The 17442-nt window shown below is 72.2% G+C and carries 13 protein-coding genes; 8 read left to right on the forward strand and 5 right to left on the reverse strand.

What is annotated here, in order from left to right; all coding sequences use genetic code 11:
- Positions 1-408: 408 nt before the first annotated feature.
- The 3 genes from ACWEPL_RS05195 to ACWEPL_RS05205 form a co-directional block, all read right to left on the reverse strand.
- Complete coding sequence (locus tag ACWEPL_RS05195; protein WP_452435267.1) at positions 409-900, reverse strand: hypothetical protein; 492 nt, start codon at positions 898-900, stop codon at positions 409-411.
- Between the two features lie 68 nt (positions 901-968).
- Positions 969-2162 (reverse strand): MFS transporter, encoded by a 1194-nt coding sequence (locus ACWEPL_RS05200; RefSeq protein WP_452435268.1) that lies wholly within the window; start codon positions 2160-2162, stop codon positions 969-971.
- 520 nt (positions 2163-2682) lie between these two features.
- Positions 2683-3339 carry a class I SAM-dependent methyltransferase gene (locus ACWEPL_RS05205; RefSeq protein WP_452435269.1) on the reverse strand — a complete coding sequence of 219 codons (657 nt, stop codon included), beginning with the start codon at positions 3337-3339 and terminating at the stop codon, positions 2683-2685.
- A gap of 132 nt (positions 3340-3471) precedes the next feature.
- Between ACWEPL_RS05205 and ACWEPL_RS05210 the strand changes: the two genes are divergently transcribed.
- Together ACWEPL_RS05210 and ACWEPL_RS05215 are read left to right on the forward strand one after the other, a co-directional pair.
- The gene (locus ACWEPL_RS05210) at positions 3472-5262 is read left to right on the forward strand and encodes a protein kinase domain-containing protein (RefSeq protein ID WP_452435270.1); all 1791 of its coding nucleotides are present in this window, start codon (positions 3472-3474) and stop codon (positions 5260-5262) included.
- Complete coding sequence (locus ACWEPL_RS05215; protein ID WP_452435271.1) at positions 5259-6968, forward strand: protein kinase domain-containing protein; 1710 nt, start codon at positions 5259-5261, stop codon at positions 6966-6968. The genes ACWEPL_RS05210 and ACWEPL_RS05215 overlap by 4 nt, the downstream gene beginning before the upstream one ends.
- Here the strand turns inward: ACWEPL_RS05215 and ACWEPL_RS05220 are convergent.
- A complete protein-coding gene (locus tag ACWEPL_RS05220; protein WP_452435272.1) occupies positions 6965-7807 on the reverse strand; it encodes an SDR family oxidoreductase in 843 nt (280 codons plus the stop codon). The two genes, ACWEPL_RS05215 and ACWEPL_RS05220, sit on opposite strands and share 4 nt — an antisense overlap.
- Positions 7808-7894: 87 nt before the next feature.
- Between ACWEPL_RS05220 and ACWEPL_RS05225 the strand changes: the two genes are divergently transcribed.
- The 3 genes from ACWEPL_RS05225 (at position 7895) to ACWEPL_RS05235 (ending at position 11179) form a co-directional block, all read left to right on the forward strand.
- The gene (locus ACWEPL_RS05225; protein ID WP_452435273.1) at positions 7895-8611 is read left to right on the forward strand and encodes a hypothetical protein; all 717 of its coding nucleotides are present in this window, start codon (positions 7895-7897) and stop codon (positions 8609-8611) included.
- 229 nt (positions 8612-8840) lie between these two features.
- Complete coding sequence (locus tag ACWEPL_RS05230; protein ID WP_350728215.1) at positions 8841-10223, forward strand: phenylacetate--CoA ligase family protein; 1383 nt, start codon at positions 8841-8843, stop codon at positions 10221-10223.
- Entirely contained in the window at positions 10220-11179 is a 960-nt protein-coding gene (locus tag ACWEPL_RS05235; protein ID WP_364248168.1) for a hypothetical protein, read from the forward strand. The genes ACWEPL_RS05230 and ACWEPL_RS05235 overlap by 4 nt, the downstream gene beginning before the upstream one ends.
- Position 11180: 1 nt before the next feature.
- Here ACWEPL_RS05235 and ACWEPL_RS05240 read toward each other — a convergent pair whose 3' ends face one another.
- Positions 11181-14126 carry a BTAD domain-containing putative transcriptional regulator gene (locus ACWEPL_RS05240; RefSeq protein ID WP_452435274.1) on the reverse strand — a complete coding sequence of 982 codons (2946 nt, stop codon included), beginning with the start codon at positions 14124-14126 and terminating at the stop codon, positions 11181-11183.
- Positions 14127-14224: 98 nt separating this feature from the next.
- Here ACWEPL_RS05240 and ACWEPL_RS05245 point away from each other — a divergent pair, with 98 nt between their 5' ends.
- From ACWEPL_RS05245 to ACWEPL_RS05255, 3 genes are read left to right on the forward strand one after another with little or no spacing between them, the layout of a single operon-like run.
- The gene (locus ACWEPL_RS05245; RefSeq protein ID WP_452435275.1) at positions 14225-16024 is read left to right on the forward strand and encodes a glycoside hydrolase family 15 protein; all 1800 of its coding nucleotides are present in this window, start codon (positions 14225-14227) and stop codon (positions 16022-16024) included.
- 27 nt (positions 16025-16051) lie between these two features.
- Positions 16052-16942 carry an SseB family protein gene (locus ACWEPL_RS05250; RefSeq protein WP_350728219.1) on the forward strand — a complete coding sequence of 297 codons (891 nt, stop codon included), beginning with the start codon at positions 16052-16054 and terminating at the stop codon, positions 16940-16942.
- Positions 16939-17343 (forward strand): hypothetical protein, encoded by a 405-nt coding sequence (locus ACWEPL_RS05255; protein ID WP_363981630.1) that lies wholly within the window; start codon positions 16939-16941, stop codon positions 17341-17343. The genes ACWEPL_RS05250 and ACWEPL_RS05255 overlap by 4 nt, the downstream gene beginning before the upstream one ends.
- The last annotated feature ends 99 nt before the right edge of the window (positions 17344-17442 follow it).

Raw genomic sequence — 17442 nt, forward strand, 5'->3', positions numbered from 1 at the left:
GCCAAACACGGCCAAAGCTACGAACCACCGCCGAACACAGCCAGAGAGTCACGAACCACCGCCAAACCAACACGCCCGCACCCATCTCGGCGCCATGTCGGTCCGGTCACCGCCCGCCCGCGCACATCTCGGCGGCACGGCGGTCCCGCAGCCACCCATCCGTTCGTCCGGCCGATTTCCGATTTCGGCCGCATCCGCGCGGACGCGCAGGTCGTCGTGCTCGCGGGGACGGCCGGCGAGGATCATCGACGCCGACACCGGCCAACTGCGGGCAACTGCGGGCATCGCCCCCGTCGTTGACGACGACGGCCCGGCGGTGCACGGCCGCACTCCCCCCGGCACCGCCTCGGCCGCGCTGGGGTGGGGCGTGGTGCACCCGGTCCTACGACCCCCGTGTGGATCGCTTGGTCAGTTGACGCAGTCCTGCGTCTTGAGGCTGAGCGCCAGCTCGTAGACCTTGCCCTTGGAGAGCAGGAACGAGTAGCTGGCCTTGGAGTTGCCGGGGACGCTCACGTACGGGTAACCGCTCGCCGCGGTCTTGACGCCCGGGTACGCCTTCTTGATCTGCGTCATCGTGGAGCCGAGGCCGATGCCCTCGGGCGTCTTGACACCCTTCGCGGCGAAGATCAGGGCCACGCCACGCTTCTTGGAGATGTACAGGCCCACGTTGTCCTTGCCGGTGGGCAGGGCCTTCAGGTCCCAGCCCGCGCACGAGCCCGCCTCGCCGGCCTTCTTGAACACGACCTCTCCGGTCGCCTTGGCCTGCTTCTCGCTCATGCCGAGCCGGACCTTGCCGTAGCCGTACGGCCCCAGCGCGGGCTTGGCGGACTGGGCGAACGCGGGCGCGCCGGCGGTGAGCAGTGCCCCGCCTGCCAGGACCGCCACAAGCACCTTAATCACGATGATCTCCCCTGTGTCGAACGGTACGCATGCTTCGAGTGGTGGACCCGGCGGAAAGTTCATCCGGATTAGTCACGAACGCGCCACACCGGCGGCGCGAACAGGCTCACAGCCGTGACGAGCACGGCCGCCACGGCGCACACACCCAGGACGGGCCCGCTGCCCAGCAGCGCCACCGCGGGCCCCGCCAGGCCCATGCCGACGGGCGCGGCCACGAGGGCGCCGAGCATGGTGACGGAGGTGGCGCGGGCGACGAATTCCTCGGGGAGGTGGCGCTGGATCGAGGTGGTCTGGAGGACGTTGTAGACCACCAGCTCCATGCCGGCGGCCGCCGCCGCGAGCGCCAGTAACCAGAGCGCGGCGGGGATCGCCAGCAGCGCCGGGAGCGGGGCCATCAGGAGGAAGAAGAGGAGCGCCGCGACCACGGGCCGCCCCGGCCGCCACCGTGCGCCGACGAAGCCCCCGGCCAGCCCGCCGACGGCGTACGCGATGCCGATGGCCGACCAGGCGGGCGCGCCACCGAGGTGCTGGTCGGCGACGTACGGGCCGAGGACCAGGATCGGGGAGACCACGAGCACGTTCGTGAGCGCGCTGTGGATCGTCCACATCCACAGCCACCGGTGCCGGGAGAACTCCGCGAACCCGCCGCCGATGCCGGCCAGCACACCGCCGCTCGGCCGCGGTCGTCCCGTCTCGAGGGGCAGGCGGTACAGGAAGGCCGCGCTCGCCAGGAACGTCAGCGCGTCGACCAGGATGGCCCAGCCCGGCCCGACCAGCGCCACCAGGGCTCCGGCGACGCCCAGCGCCAGGATCGACGCCGCGCTCCTGGAGATCGAGATCAGGGAGTTGGCCGCCTGCACATGCTCCCTGCCGGCCAGCCCGGTCACGAGGCCCGCCGCGGCCGGGGTGAAGAACGCCGATCCCGCGCCGGCGATCAGCTGCAGGGCGATCAGCATCCAGAGGTGCGCGGCACCGGTGAGCAGCAGGACCGCCGTCATGCCGTGCGCGGCGAAGCGGGTCAGGTCGGCGAGCAGCATCACGGTCCTGCGGGAGAACCGGTCGCCGACCGCGCCGCCCAGCAGGGTCAGGAGGATGACGGGCAGCCGGGTGCTCAGGACCACGATCCCCAGGTCCACGGGTGATCCGGTGAGGTGCAGGACGGCGAACGCGATCGCCAGAGGGGTCAGCGAGTCACCGAACGCGGAGGCGGTCTGACCCAGGTAGTAGCGCCGGAACCCTTTGGCCGCCAGCGGCGCGAACATCGAACGCGAACGAGAACGAGGCGAGACCACCCGGCCACCGGCGTCCCGCTGCCCACCCACGGCAAGCGGAGCGTCGGCATCAGCCCGGACGCGCGCAGCGTCTGGAACGGCGGCATCAGGGACGGTGGCCGTGGCCCGGGGATCGGGCTCGACGCCTGTGGCACCCGGGGTGCTCGGGCCGAGTGGCGTCGTGAGATGGCGAGCGTCGGGTGGCGCAAGGTGGCGGGCTTCACCTATGGCGAGGTGGTGGTTGTCGGGTGCCGCGAGGTGGTGGGGGTCACCTACGGCGGGATGGTGAGTCTTGGATGCGGTGGGGTCGAGCGGCTGGGGTGCGGCGGAGTGGTGAGTCCTGGATGCGGTGGGGTCGAGCGGCTGGGGCTCGGTTGTGCTCCGGTGGCTGCGATCGGACACCGTGCCCCCTTTCGACGCGCGCATGGCATCGGCACTCGTCCCTGGTCGCCGGCGCCGGTCTGAAGATTCGGGGACACTCTGCCAGGCTCCACCGACAGTTCCGGGGTGGTCAGGCTGGGGCGTAGTGCGCGTTGACGGCGGGCTGGCCGGTGTAGTTGGGGCCGGCCTGGTCGTCCGCGCCCAGGTAGCGGTACGGGAGGTCGAGGCTTCTGCGGCCCCGGCAGCCGATCCTTCTGGTACGCCCGTCGTACGTCATCCCTTGCGAGCGCAGGGCGGTGGTCAGGCGGCGGCCGGCAGGGGTGTCGTCCGGGAGGCGGATGCTGCGGGTGTCGAAGTTCGCGACGAAGAGGCCGTCTTCGGTGAGCCAGTCGGCGGCCTTCGCCAGGAGCGCGAGCTTGTCGCCGATGTAGTGCAGGCCGTGTACGCAGGTGATGAGGTCGAACGGGGCATCGGGGCGCCAGGTGGTGACGGAGGCGGTGATCAGTCGCAGCCGTGGCGGGGTCGGCGGGGAGGCGAAGAAGTCGACCAGGTCCACACCCACGATCTCGGCGTCCTGTCCGAGCAGTGCGGTGGCCTCGTTGAGGGCGTTCGCCGTGCCGCAGCACAGGTCCAGCCAGCGCGCCGGCCGGGCTTCCGTGGCGCGGAGCACGTCGATGACGTCGATGCCGAGCTCTCGGTTGTAGGAGGGGAGGCGGCGTTCGCGGTTCATGAGGCTGTTGGCCACGACGGGCGAGCCTTCCAACTCGTCGTCCGTGGTCAGCGACATGATCGCACCCTTCTGGCCGCGCCCGGGGTTACCGGAAGGTTTCCGACAGATCCGGAACTTCGCCACAAATCCGTATGCAGTCGCTATCGTACGTAACGATCAGCCGCCCCCGTCTCAGGAGTCACTTCTCTCATGCCGCAAGTCGAACCGCTGCGGGAGGATGACCCAGCGACAGTAGGGGAATACCGCCTGTTCGGCCGGCTGGGCGCGGGCGGCCAGGGGACCGTCTACCTCGGGCAGGCTCCCGGCGGGAGCCCCGTGGCGGTCAAGGTGCTGCGCGAGGGCGCGGGGTTCGACGACAGGCTGGCGAAGGAGATCGCGGCCGCGCGGCGGGTGGAGCCGTTCTGCATCGCGCAGGTGCTGGACGCCTCGCTGGGCGGCCCACGACCGTACATCGTGACCGAGTACGTGGACGGCCCCTCACTCCACCAGGCCGGCCGCCACAGCGGAGCCGACCTGCAACGACTCGCCGTCGCCACGGCCACCGCGCTGGCCGCCATCCACCAGGCGGGCATCGTGCACCGGGACTTCAAGCCCGCGAACGTCCTGCTCGGTCCCGGCGGCCCGCGCGTCATCGACTTCGGCATCGCCCGGGCCATGGACGACGCCCTCACACACACCAGCAGCATCGTCGGCACGCCCGCGTACATGGCGCCCGAGCAACTGGCGGGGCAGTCGGTGGGGCCGGCGGCAGACGTGTTCGCCTGGGCGTCGGTCATGGCGTGGGCGGCCAACGGGACGCCGCCGTTCGGACAGGACACGCTGCCGGCCATCATCAACCGCATCCTCCACAACGAACCCCAGCTCGGCGACGTCCCGCATCCGTTACGGGGCATCCTGTACGACTGCCTGGCCAAGGATCCGCATGCCCGGCCGACGATGCGGGACGTCATCCTGCGGTTGCTGAGCGGGCAGAACCCCGGGGGGCAGGGGGCCGGGGTCCCCCAGGGAGCGGGGTCCGGTCCGATGCCAGGATCCGCATGGGGGCAGCGGCCGGGTCACGGGTCGGTGCCAGGGCCGGGGCAGGGGCCGGTGGCCGTATCGGGGCAAGGGCCGGGTCAGGTTTTCGGGGCTGGGAACGGGCCGGTGCCGATGCAGGGGTCGGTGCCGGGGCAAGGGCCGATTCCCGGGCCGGGACGTGGGCCGGCGCAGGGTCAAGGACCGGCGCCCGGGCCGGGATATGGGCCGGTGCCGGGGCAAGGACCGGTGCCCGGGCCAGGTCAGGGGTATGGGCCGGGGCCGGGGCGGCGGGGGGTGGCTGGGCGGCGGGTTGTGCTTCCGGTGGCCGTGGGTGTGTCGGGGGTCATGGTGATGGCGCTGGTCGGTGGCGTCGTCTGGCTTGCCCCCTGGTCGATGCGGCCCGGTCAGGCATCGTTCGCCGCCGATCAGCTCAGCCCGTCCGCCGCCACCAAGACCACCGAGCCCCCGGCCACGAAGACGCCGCCCCGGAAGACCCGCAAGCCCACCCCCAAACCCACCCAGAAGATCACCCCCAAGGTCACGTCCACGCCACCGTCGGCGACGCCCACTCCCAAGCGCACCACGGCGCGCCCGACCGTGGCTCCCACCCCCACCAAGACCACCGAGAAGCCGGTCGCGAACGCCAGGGTCAGCATCCTCGAGATCGAACTGTTCGGCGGCCCCGGCCAGAGTCAGGGAAGCGGCTGCTACATGCCACCGGTCCACTTCCAGACCAACGTGGAGTCGTCCCGGCAGAAGGTGTGGGTCTCCTACAAGTGGCTGCTGGACGGCAAGGCGGTCACGGGGAACAGGTCGTGGGTGTCCGAGGGTGGGTACACCGCGTTCGCGACCTCCGGCCAGTACATGCTCGAGGCCGGGCGCCACACGGTCGCCCTCAAGGTCACCTCCCCGTCGGCGACGCAGAAGAGCGTGTCGTTCAACGTCTGCGCCATCCCGACATGATGATGCCGGAGGCCATCGGCCCGTACCGGGTCGTCAAGCAGCTCGGCGAGGGCGGCCAGGGCGTGGTCTACCTGGCCACCGCCCCCGACGGCACCCGGGTCGCCGTCAAGGCGCTGCACGAGGGGCTGCCGGGTGACGGCCGGTTCGCGAAGGAGATCGCGGCCGCGCGGCGGGTGGAGCCGTTCTGCATCGCGCAGGTGCTGGACGCCTCGCTGGGCGGCCCACGACCGTACATCGTGACCGAGTACGTGGACGGCCCCTCACTCCACCAGGCCGGCCGCCACAGCGGAGCCGACCTGCAACGACTCGCCGTCGCCACGGCCACCGCGCTGGCCGCCATCCACCGGGCCGGCGTCGTGCACCGGGACTTCAAGCCCGCGAACGTCCTGCTCGGACGTGACGGGCCGCGCGTCATCGACTTCGGCATCGCCCGCGCCATGGACGCCGCGCTGACCCGTACCAGCAGCGTCGTGGGGACGCCCGCGTACATGGCACCCGAGCAGTTCATGGGCGCCGCCGCGGGTCCGGCGGTGGACGTGTTCGCGTGGGGGGCCGTCATGGTGTACGCGACCACGGGCGCCCCGCCGTTCGGCAACGACTCCGTGCCCGCGGTGCTCAGACGGATCCAGTACGAGGAGCCGCAGCTCGGCGGGGTGCCGGAGCCGCTGCGCTCGATCGTGTACGCCTGCCTGGCCAAGGATCCGGCGGCCCGCCCGGCCATGCACGACGTCCTCTTCCAGTTGATCGGCGGCCAGGCACCTCCGCCAGGCGGTTCGGCCCATCCGGCCTCACGAGGACCGAGGCCGGGGGCGTTCCCAGGCGGCCCGGTGCCTCAAGGATCGGCGGGGCCAGGCGTGGCGCCCATGGGATCAGGACATGCGGGTCCGGGGGCGTTTCCGGGAGGGCCCGCATATGGGGCCGTCCCGGGCGGACCCCATGGGCCTGGCCCGTACCGGGGACCCGCGCATCACCCCGGCGGCCCCTTTCCGCACCAGCCGCCGATCGCCCACCTCCGGACCAACCCCGGACGGGGATCCTCCGGCAACGGGCGCATCCTCGCGTTCCTGGCCGGCGGGACCGCGGTCGTCGTGACCGGCGCCGTGGTGGCCGCCTGGGCCTGGGCGCCGTGGTGGCCCGGCCGTGCCACCACCGCCAACATCGTCACGGCCTCCACCCCGACCGTCTCCGGCACGGGCACCGGGGCGAAGGGATCCGCCAAGACCCCGCACCCGACCAAGAGCACGAAGACCTCCAAAACCCCGCAAACGCCCAAGATCTCCACAACCCCCAAGGCCACCACCACGACCCGCCCCACCGCCGAGCCCACCGTCAGCCGAACGTCCAGACCGACCACGAAACCCAGCACCTCCAAACCGACTGCGACCAGCGGCGGCGGCGGGGTGAAGTCGGTGTCCTTCAGGTACGAGGGCTACAAGCTGAGCGACTGCTGGCGCAACGACACGAACATCTGGGCCACGGTCTCGGCCACAGGGACCTACAGCTACCGGTGGCTCGTCAACGGCCAGAACCAGGGCAGGCAGGAAGGCACGTCGTCGTCGAAACCCCTGCTGCCGTCCATCACCTGGAAGGGGGCCGGGACGTACAACGTCGTCTTCGAGGTGGTCACCCCGACGAGGTTCACGAAGAGCGCCACGGTGAAGATCTGCAGCAACAGCGAGAGCTGGGGCGAGGAGTGGCCGGACTAGCCTTGGCCCCTGGCCAGGAGCTCCTCGAACGTGGTCGCGGGGTGCCCGGTGAGCGTGGGGATCGCGTCGCCGACCCCCTCCAGCTCACCGGCGGCGATGGCCTCGTACGTCGACACCCACGCCGCCACCTGCCACGCGGGCGCGTTGTAGCGGCGGCGTGACTCGTAAGCCTCTTCGACCGTCTCCGGGTGGTATGTGATCGCGCGCCCGGTCGCCCTGGTCAGCGCGGCGGCCACCTCGTCCAGCGTCAGGGCCTGCGGCCCGGTGAGGTCGTAGGTCGCGCCCTCGTGCGCGCCCGGATCCAGCAGGACCGCGGCCGCCGCCTCCGCGATGTCGTCCTGGGCCACCGCCGCGACCCGCCCCTGACCGGCCGGGCCGCGGATCACGCCGTCCTCCCCCGCCATGCCCGGCAGGAAGTCGGCGTACAGGTTGTCACGCAGGAAGGTGAAGGGCAGGCCGCTGCCGCGAATGTGCTGCTCGGTGGCCCAATGGTCGCGCGCCAGCGTGAACGTGGCGTCCGGGGCGGCGCCGTAGAACGAGATGTACACCAGATGGGCGACACCGGCGTCGCGGGCGGCGTCCACGAACGTGCGATGCCGGTCGAGGCGGTCGGCGCTCTCCGACGCGGACACGAACAGCACGGTCGAGGCCCCTTCGAGGGCCCGCCGCATCGCGCCGGGATCGCCGTACTCGGCGCTGACCGCGCTCGCGCCCGCGAGCGGGGCGACGCGGTCGGCCTGCCGTGAGACGAGCCGCTGCTCGACCCCGGCGGCGGCGAGCAGCGCGGCCACCCGCCCGCCGAGGCGGCCGGTGGCACCGGTGGTGACGATGAACCCCATGCCGTCACCCTATTGCGGCCGGAGCTGTCAACCAGGCGTCCCCCTGCACCGTCTCCTCATGGTCCCCATCCGTCGCAAGGAGTCGCCGTGCGTGTTCTGCTGCTCGTCCCAGCCGCCACCCTGTTGCTCTCGTCCGCCGCCGCCCGGGCCGACGTCGTGGAGTACGAATGCAAGGTCCGCGCCACGGGCGAGACCCAGGACGTGAAGGTCGAGGTCGAGCTGACGGTGCCCACGGACGCGCAGGTGGGCGAGCAGATGGCCATCGGCTGGCACGGCACGTACGTGGAGGGTTCCGAGTTACGCGCACCTGCCACGGGCCTGGAGGACGGCCTCAAGCTGTACGCGTACGCGGGCATCAGCGGCATCGAAAAGCTGACGTCGGCCACCGGCGTCGCCGAGCTCGAGCCGATCATTCCCGGGGCGCCCGTCCGACTCCCCGCGACGACGGTCGACATGAAGACGACACCCAAGAACCCGGGCACCGGCACCGTGCACGCGGCCTCCATCAACTTCGGCACCAGCCCCAGCGATCGCGCGATCGAGTGCGAGGTCAAGAACGGGGACGCTCGGACGGAATACCCCCTCACCGTCACCGGCGCCGGTGAGACCGCGAGCTCCAGCCCGAGCCCCACCCCCACCGAAACAGCGACGAAGACCAGAACCCCGGCGGGCGCGGCCGACACGGGTGGCGGTGGTGAGGCTGGGCCCGACGGGCGGGTGCTGGTGGGGGTGGGAGGCCTGCTCGTCCTCGCCTCCGCAACCGGCCTGGTCCTGCGGCGGCGCAGGGTTGTAGCGGGCTTGTAGCGACCCTGTAGGACCCGGGCTGATCGTTTACGGCAGAGGGGCGCGAGAAGCCCCTCTGCCCCGAACAACGAGGGAGAGTCCCATGGTCAAGACTGTTCGCCGGTACGCCAAGTACGCCATCAGCACGCTGTCGACCGCGGTTTTCGTCCTCAACGGCTGACACCCAGGTGTCCCCCGGGCGCTCCGGGCCCGGGGGACACACTGCACCATCGCGACAGGAGGGCGAGGCGTGTTCGGCACAGCGGTGCGGCAACTGGGCTACGCGTGGACGATGATGTCCGGCCGCAGGTTCCGGATCAAGGACGTGCGGGCGCTGGTGGAGGACACGCGGGCGACCATGGAGGCGTTCGGATCGCCCGGCGAGGGCTCCGACGACATGCTCGCCGCCGCCGACCCGGAGATCCAGGAGGACCTCACCAAGCGGCGCCTGCGCCGCACGATCAGGCACGCCCGCGCGGAGGTCCCGTACTACCGCGGTCTCGAGTCGGACGACCTGGCCGGCATCGCCCCCACCCCCAAGCAGGCACTGCGCGGCATGTCCGCCGCGTTCGTCTCCGAGCTGGCCCGTCCCGCCGTGCTCGCGCACACGACCGGCACGACCGGCAGCCCCACGCTCGTGTGGTTCTCCGCGTACGAGATCGAGCTGATGTCGTCGATGGCGGCGCTGGCCGCGATGCTGAACGGCGGCCTGCGCTCCGAGCACCTGTGGGCCAACGCCATCAGCTCCCGTTCCATCGCCCAGATCGTGGCCGAGCGGGCGGTGCCGATGACGGGCGCGGGCTTCGTGCACCTCGGCATGATCGACCCGCGCGCCACCCTCGACCGGCTGGCCACGCCGATGCACGTCCCCGGCAAGCAGCCCCTCATCACGCACCTGAACGTGACCGCCTCCTATCTGGCCGCGCTGGTGCAGGAGGCCGAGCGCGGCGGCTGGAGCCCGCGCGACTTCGGGCTCATCGAGGTGACGTCCGGCGGCGAGGTGCTCACCGACGCGCTGCGCCTGCGCGCCGAGGAGGCCCTGGGTGCCAGGGTCTACGACGGCTACTCCATGACCGAGATCGCGCCCGTCACCGGGCGGGTGTGCGATGACGGCCACCTGCATCTGCCCTCCGACCAGGGCCTGATCGAGGTGCTCGACCCGGTCACCATGGAGCCCGCCGGGCCGGACGCGCTCGGCGTCCTGGTCGTCACCCCGTACTCCACCTTCCGCGACACCACGCTGCTGCTCCGGTACGTCACCGGCGACCTGGTCAGAACCCTGCCCGAGCCGCCCACGTGCGCGCTGGCGGCGATCCCGGCGACCTCCCGCATCCTGGGACGCGCGGTGGACGGCGACGTGACCACCCGTGACGTGCTGGACCTGCTGCAGGCCGAGCACGCGCTGCCGCTGCCGACCAGGTTCGCGGTCGAGGACGGGATCCTGCACGTCGTGTCGGGCAAGGACGACCCGGCGCTGCTCAGCCGGCTGGAGGAGCGGGCCGCCGCGACGAAGCTCAAGGGCATCGTGCTGGTCGAGAGCCCGGACGACCTGCCGCGCCCCTGCCACGTCCGGGCGGACCTGATCGAGCAGAGCTTCGAGCACGCCGCGCACCTCCCGATCGGAGTCCGATGACCGCGCACGTCCTGGGCCTGCACACGCTCATCGCGCTGACCGTCGCGTTGGCGGCCCTGTTCCTGTCCCGGTACGAGATCCCGCGACCGCCGGTCGGCAAGTTCGTCGGGTCCGACATCGCCGTCATGATCGTGGCGCTGGTGGCGATGCCGTTCGCGTACCTGCACATCCCCGTCGGCATCGTCGTGACGATCTTCGGCGTCGTGGTGTTCACGCTCGCGCAGCTCACGCTGGCGCCGGTGCTCGGCGGGCGGACGGCGGCGATCGCGGCGGCGGTGCTGGTCGGCGGCGACGTGGCCGCGTACTTCGCCGGTTGGGAGCCCGCCGTCCTCGTGCTGAACGACGTGGCGGTGATCCTGCTCGTCGTCGGCGTGGTCAACCTGTGGGTCCAGACGGCCGTCACCCCGGCCCAGGTGGCCGCCCTGGCCGCCGCCCTGACCTGCTACGACACGCTCGCCACCGGGCTCAGCTCGCTCACGCTCGACTTCGTGGCGCGGCTGGACGGGCTGCCGTTCGCGCCGGTGCTGGCCACCCGCTACGGCGCCGACGCCTCGCTCGTCGGGCTGGGCGACTGCCTCATGCTCACGTTGTGGCCGCTGGTGGCGTACAAGAGGTACGGCCGGCGCGCCGGCTGGCTGGCCGCCGGGATCGACGCCGCGCTGCTGGCCGTCGCGGCCACGGCCTTCCTGTCCGGGAGCGGCGCGATACCGCTGCTGACCCCGCTCGGCCCGCTCATCGTCGCGCAGTGGCTCTTCTGGCGCACCCGCCCGGTCCCGGCGCCGTCGCGGCCGGTGGTGGAGCGGGCGCTGGGCGAGATGATCCCCGCGGGCGTGTGGGTGGCGCTGGCCGACGGCGAGATCGTGGGCGAGGGCCCCACGCCGGGAAGCGCCCGGCGGGCGGCACGGCAGTCGGGCCTCGCAACCGTCCCCGTGGTACGGCACCGCCCGGCCGAGTAGGTCAGCCCTGGGCCTCGTTCAGGAAACCCTCGACCTGGGCCCGTTCCGGCCCGCTCTCGAACAGCTCGGCCGACTCGCGCCACACCGCCGCCGCGCACGGGTGCTCCCCCAGCTCGGCGTACGCGCGGCCGAGCTCCCTGAGCACGCGGGCCCGCCAGGTCGGCGGCCCGCCGGGCCCGAGCCCGTCGCGGGCGGTGACCAGCAGGCCGAGCGCCTCCGCGGCGCGCCCCTGCCGCAGCCGCACCTCGCCCAGCGCGTACGTGGCCAGCGCCTCCCCCAGCCCGTCCCCGCACTCGCGGAAGAGCGACCTGGCCCGGTCGAGCGCGTCCACGGCCTCGTCGAACCGCCCGAGCGCCCCCAGCGCCTCGCCGAGCCTGCGCAGCACCTTGCTGGACGCGACGCGATCCCCGATCATCTCGCTGACCACCAGGCTCTCCTGGTAGCACCACACGGCCTCGGCCACCTCGCCGCGCAGGTAGCAGGCGGTGCCCAGGGCCCGCAGCAGGTCACCGCGGGCCCGCCGGTCCTCCCCCGCCTTGGCCAGCCGCTCCTGGCAGAGCCGCCCCGCCTCGCCGTACCGGCCCAGCTCCATGTGGATCCAGACGGGCCACGTCCAGGCGTAGTCGAGCCCGCCCTCGTCACCCAGCTCCTCCAGCAGGGCGATGGCCCGGTACGCCTCCTCCAGCCCTTCCTCGAACAGCCCGGCCCCGTGGAGGCAGGCCGCCCGGTTGATCAGCGCGTACGCGGCCCCGTGCGAGTCCCCGATCCGCAAGCAGTCCTGATATATCCGCTGGAAGTGCTCTCCCGCCGGCCCGTAGGCCCCGCGCGACAGCGGCACCCCGGCCAGCACCAGCTCGGCCCGCAGCGCGATCCGCTCGCTCGGCGCCGCCGCGATCACGATCCCCTGCAGCCGCTCCACGTCGTCGAAGAACCCCTCCAGGCTCAGGTACGCCGACAGGTGGTGCGCCAGCTCGGCCGCCTCCTCCGCCATCCCCAGCTCGACGGCCGCCGACACGCTGTGGACGAGCGTCCTGCGCTCGGCGGCCAGCCACGCGATCCCGACCCCGTCGATCGCCTCGGCCTGAGGGAAGGGCGGCGCGGTCGGGATGGGCAGGTCGCTGGTGGCCGCCCTGAGCAGGCGCAGGCACTCCAGCACGTGCCGGGTCAGCGCCGCCCGCTGCTCCTCCAGGTCGTCCTCGACCCGGGCCCGCTCTTCGGCGTACACGCGTAACAGGTCGTGCAGGCGGTAACGCGGCTGTCCCGCCCCGTCGACCTCGCCCGAGTCGAGCATCCCCCTGGCGACCAGCGTCTCCAGCGCCGCGTCCGCCTCCAGCCCGGACGAGCCGAGCAGGGCCGCCGCCGACCACTCGGCGATGCTCCCCAGGTCGGCCAGCCCCAGCAGCCTGAACGCCCGCCGCGCCGGCTCCGGCAGGGCCGCGTAGCTCTCCCCGAACGTGCCCCGCACGTCCAGCCCGCCCACGATCAGCTCGTCGAGCCGCCGGTCCTCGAGCCTGCTGGCGAACACGCCGACCGGCCAGGACGGGCGGATCGCCAGCCGCGCGCCCGCCACCCTGATCGCCAGCGGCAGCAGCCCGCAGGCCTTCAGGATCGCCCGCGCGGCCTCCGGCGCCGCGCGGAAGCGGGCCCCGCCCGCCACCCGCTCCAGCAGCAGCCGGGCGTCGTGCTCGCCGGGCAGGTCGAGCTGCAGCCGGGTGGCCCCCTCCAGGGCGGGCAGCCGCGACCTGGACGTCACCAGCACGCAGCTGCGCGCGGTGCCCGGCAGCAGGTGGCGCACCTGCGTCTCGTCCTGGGCGTCGTCGAGCACGATGAGCACGCCCATGTCGGCCAGGCGCTGCCTGAGCAGGCCCGCCCGCTCCTCCAGCGGCCCCGGGACCAGCGTGCCGTCCACGCCCAGCGAGCGCAGCAGCTCGCCGAGCAGGTCCTCCGGCCGCCGCGGGCCGGCCGCGTCCCGGCCCAGCCGCAGGAAGACCTGCCCGTCGGGGTAGTCGGCGCGTAACAGGTGCGCCGCGTGCACGGTGAGCGTGGTCTTCCCCACTCCCGGCAGCCCCGAGACGACCACGATGGGCGGCGACATCCGCTCCGGCCGGGCCCGCGCGGCGGGGAGCAGCACGTCCAGCTCGGCCTTGCGGCCCACGAAGTCGGAGGTGTCGGCGGGCAGCTGGCACAGCGGCACACGCGGGGAGACCGGGGCGCTCGGCGCGGGATCGCCGGCCAGCAGGGCGGCGTGCAGGTCGGCCAGCTCGCGGCCCGGCTCGATGCCCAGCTCGCTGCTGAGCACCGCGCGGGCCTGGCGGAAGGCGTCGAGCGCCTCGCTGCGCCGCCCGCTCCTGTGCAGGGCCAGCATGAGCTGCGCCCACAGCCGCTCGCGCAGCGGGTGGGCGGCGACCAGCGTGCGCAGCTCGACCACCAGGTCCTCCCCGCCGAGCTCCAGCCGGACGTCGATCCACTCGGACCTGGCCAGGAGGAGCTGCTCCTCCAGCTCGGCGATCCTGGGCTCCATGGCGCTGCCGAGCCGGCTGTCCTCGGCGGGCCTGCCCCGCCACAGGGACACCGCAGCCTTGTAGGCCTGCTCCGCGGCCTGGTGCTCGCCCGCCTGCCGCGCGCGCCGCGCCCGGCGTACGAGGTCCTCGAACGCGAGCAGGTCGAGCCGGTCGGGCGACAGCTCGCACGCGTACCCGGCGGGCTCCGTGCGCAGGCGGAGCGCGGTGCCGCTGACGACGCGGCGCAGCTGGGAGACGTACGTCTGGAGGTTCGCCACGGCAGAGCGCGGCGGGTCGTCCCAGACGGCGGCGACCAAGCGCTCGGTTGAGATCACGACATTGGGGTGGAGCAGCAGGACGCTGAGCACCGCGCGCTGCTTGGCGCTCAGCCGAACGGGCCCTTCTGCGCCTTGTACGCGTAAGGATCCCAGAATCGAGAAATCCATCGTGGCAATCTCCCCGAGGCCGTCCGGACCCACGACGCAGTACATCCCTTGCCGGATGTTTTGGCAACTGCCGACCTTGACGGGTCTAGTTTGATGTCATGGGATATCTGCCGATCGGCGAACATGGGCTGATCGGCGACCTGCGAACGGTCGCCCTGGTCGGCACGGACGGCACGATCGACTGGTACTGCTGCCCGCGCTTCGACGCGCCGAGCGTCTTCGGCTCGATCCTGGACAACGAGCGGGGCGGCTGTTTCGAACTGGCCGCCGACCTCGACATACGGACCAAACAGTTCTACATCCCCGACACGAACGTGCTCGTCACCCGGTTCTTCGCGGACGAGGGGATGGCCGAAGTCCAGGACTTCATGCCGGTCGTCGAGGAGGAGACGCACGAGGCCGACCGGCACCGGCTGATCAGGCGGCTGGTCTGCGTACGCGGCTCGCTGCCGTTCCGCGTGCTGGTCGCGCCCCGGTTCGACTACGCCGCGCAGGAGCACAGCGTGCGCCTGCACGACGGCCGGGCCACGTTCGAGTCATCCGGGCTCTCGCTGACCTTGACCTCGACCGTGCCGCTGGAGAGCGACGGCCGTGACGTGCGGGCATGGTTCACGCTCTCCGAGGGCGAGCAGGCCGTCTTCGCCCTCGACCGGTCCGACATGGGGCTCGGCCCGAAGTCGTGCGCGCTCGCCGAGGCCGAGCAGGAGCTGGCCAACACGGTGCGGTTCTGGCGGTCGTGGCTGTCCGGCTCCCGTTATCGCGGCAGGTGGCGGGAGATGGTGCACCGCTCGGCGCTGACGCTGAAGCTGCTCACGTACGCGCCGACCGGCGGCATCGTCGCGGCCCCCACCACGAGCCTGCCGGAGCAGATCGGCGGCCCGCGCAACTGGGACTACCGCTACGTGTGGGTGCGCGACGCGGCCTTCTGCGTGTACGCGCTGCTGCGGCTGGGCTTCACCGAAGAGGCCGAGGCGTTCATGAACTTCCTGTCGGAGCACGTCACGCTCGGCCGCGGCGACCAGTCGGCCCCGCTGCAGATCATGTACGGCATCGACGGGCGCGTCGAGTTCCCGGAGCGCGAGCTCCACCACCTGGAGGGCTACCGCGGATCGGCCCCGGTACGCGTGGGCAACGCCGCCGCGGACCAGCTCCAGATGGACATCTACGGCGCGCTCATCGACTCCGTCTACCTGTACGACAAATGGGGCAAGCCCATCTCCAGCGACCGCTGGGACGAGCTGTGCACGCTGGTCGACTGGGTCTCCGACAACTGGGACCAGCCGGACGAAGGCATCTGGGAGACCCGCGGCGGGCGCAAGAACTTCGTCTACTCCAGGCTCATGTGCTGGGTGGCCATCGAGCGGGCCATGCGCATGGCCATCCACCGCGGGCTCCCGGCCGACATCCCGCGCTGGCGCGAGGCCCGCGACGGCATCTACCGCCAGATCATGCGGCACGGCTATTCGGCCACGCTGAACGCCTTCGTCCAGCATTTCGACGATGACGTGCTGGACGCGGCGGTGCTGATGATGCCCCTGGCCAAGTTCGTCTCGCCCATGGACCCGAAATGGCTGTCCACGCTCGACGCGCTCGCCGACGAGCTGGTCTCCGACTCGCTGGTGTACCGCTACAACCCCGAGGCCAGCCCCGACGGGCTGCAGGGCTCGGAGGGCACGTTCTCGATCTGCACGTTCTGGTACGTCGAGGCGCTGGCCAGGGCGGGCCGGGTGGAGGAGGCCCGCCGGGTCTTCGACAACATCCTGAGCTACGCCAATCATCTGGGCCTGTACGCCGAGGAGATCGGGCGCTCAGGGGAGCAGCTCGGCAACTTCCCCCAGGCGTTCACCCATCTGGCGCTGATCAGCGCCGCCTTCAACCTCGACCACGCCCTGGGTTGACGCGTTCCGCTCCGGCAAACTGGGCGGATGACGTCGAGTGATCACGAACCGGCCACGCCGTTCGAGGAGCGGTTGTGGGCGGCGCACCGGGACGGGCAGGACGCGCTCTGCCTGAGCCTGCTCCGCGACGCGGACCTGGCGCTGCCGATCACCGCCGCCGCGGCGGACGGGACCGAGGCCCCCGCGTGGGCGACCGCCGCCGACGCCGAGCGGACGTGGCTGCTCGCCTACACCTCCGTGGAGGCGATGCGGCTGGCCACCGGGGGCGTCGCCACGCACTGCCGCGTCCTGTCGCTGGTCGAGCTGGCGGCCGGCTGGCCGGACCCGCGGTGGGGGCTGGCGATCAATCCTGGGCTGACGGCCGCCTTCATGCTGGAGTCGGGGACGGTGGCCAGGCTGGCGGTGCCCACGCTGGCCGCGGACCTCGTGCTCGACCCCGGGTCGGGGGTGCCGGCGGTCCAGAAGCTGCTGTCCCCCGCCGCCATCCATGACCTGCTGACCGGGGGCGAGCCGCGCGTCTCCGGCTACTGCCATCACGCCCTGGACGTCTCGCACATCGCGACGCCCGTCGTGCTCGCCGACGCGCTGGGGCAGCCGGACCTGCTGACCGAGAACGGCTCGCTCAACATCCTGCGCTGGCGCCCCGTGGGCCTGGCCGGCTACCGCACCCCCTACGGCGGGACCGACGAGGAGCGCAGGGCCGCGGTGGCGGGCTGGGTGGTCGAGGAGCCGCCGTTCGTGGGGATGGGCCTGGTGCCGAACGTCGACCAGGTCATCCGCGAGTACAAGGTGTACGGCGTGGGCCTGCCGCACGGCGCGGAGATCTGGGAGCTCACCTCGGGAGGGACGGAGCACCGGCGCGCGATCTACCACGGCGACCTGGGCCGGTGGCTGCTGGTCGGGAGGCGGACGGGATGAGCTGGCACTTCTACCGGGCTCGCTGGCAGGGGGCGGACTACGTGGCCAGCCCCGAGCCGCACTCCCTGGAGCTGTGGATCCGGCTGCGCAGCCCCGAGCCGGCGGACGGGTTCGAGGAGGTCGAGCCCGGCTGCCACGTACGCCCGGTGCCCGCGTCGGAGTGCACGGCCCTGGACTTCGTGACGACGGTGTGCACCTGGCGGGGAGAGCGCTTCCACGTGCACGGCGAGCGCGACGGGCGGCTGCTGCTCGAATACCTGGGCGGGTCCGCGCCCGCGGCGGTGGAGCTCGGGCTGGAGCGCGTCGAGCGGGGTGTGTACCGCCTCTGGGTGCCCCGGGCCGAGGTGACGGACCTCCACGAACACACCGAACCACTAAATGTCGGGAAACAACACTTTTGAACACACTCTTGTCTGATGGTGTTCATGTGACGGAAACTAACTAGAAACGTGGAAGTTTCGTAAGAGGATTTCCCGTAGACGGGAGGCCTGGCTTCAGGG

This window comes from Nonomuraea sp. NPDC004186, assembly GCF_053603495.1.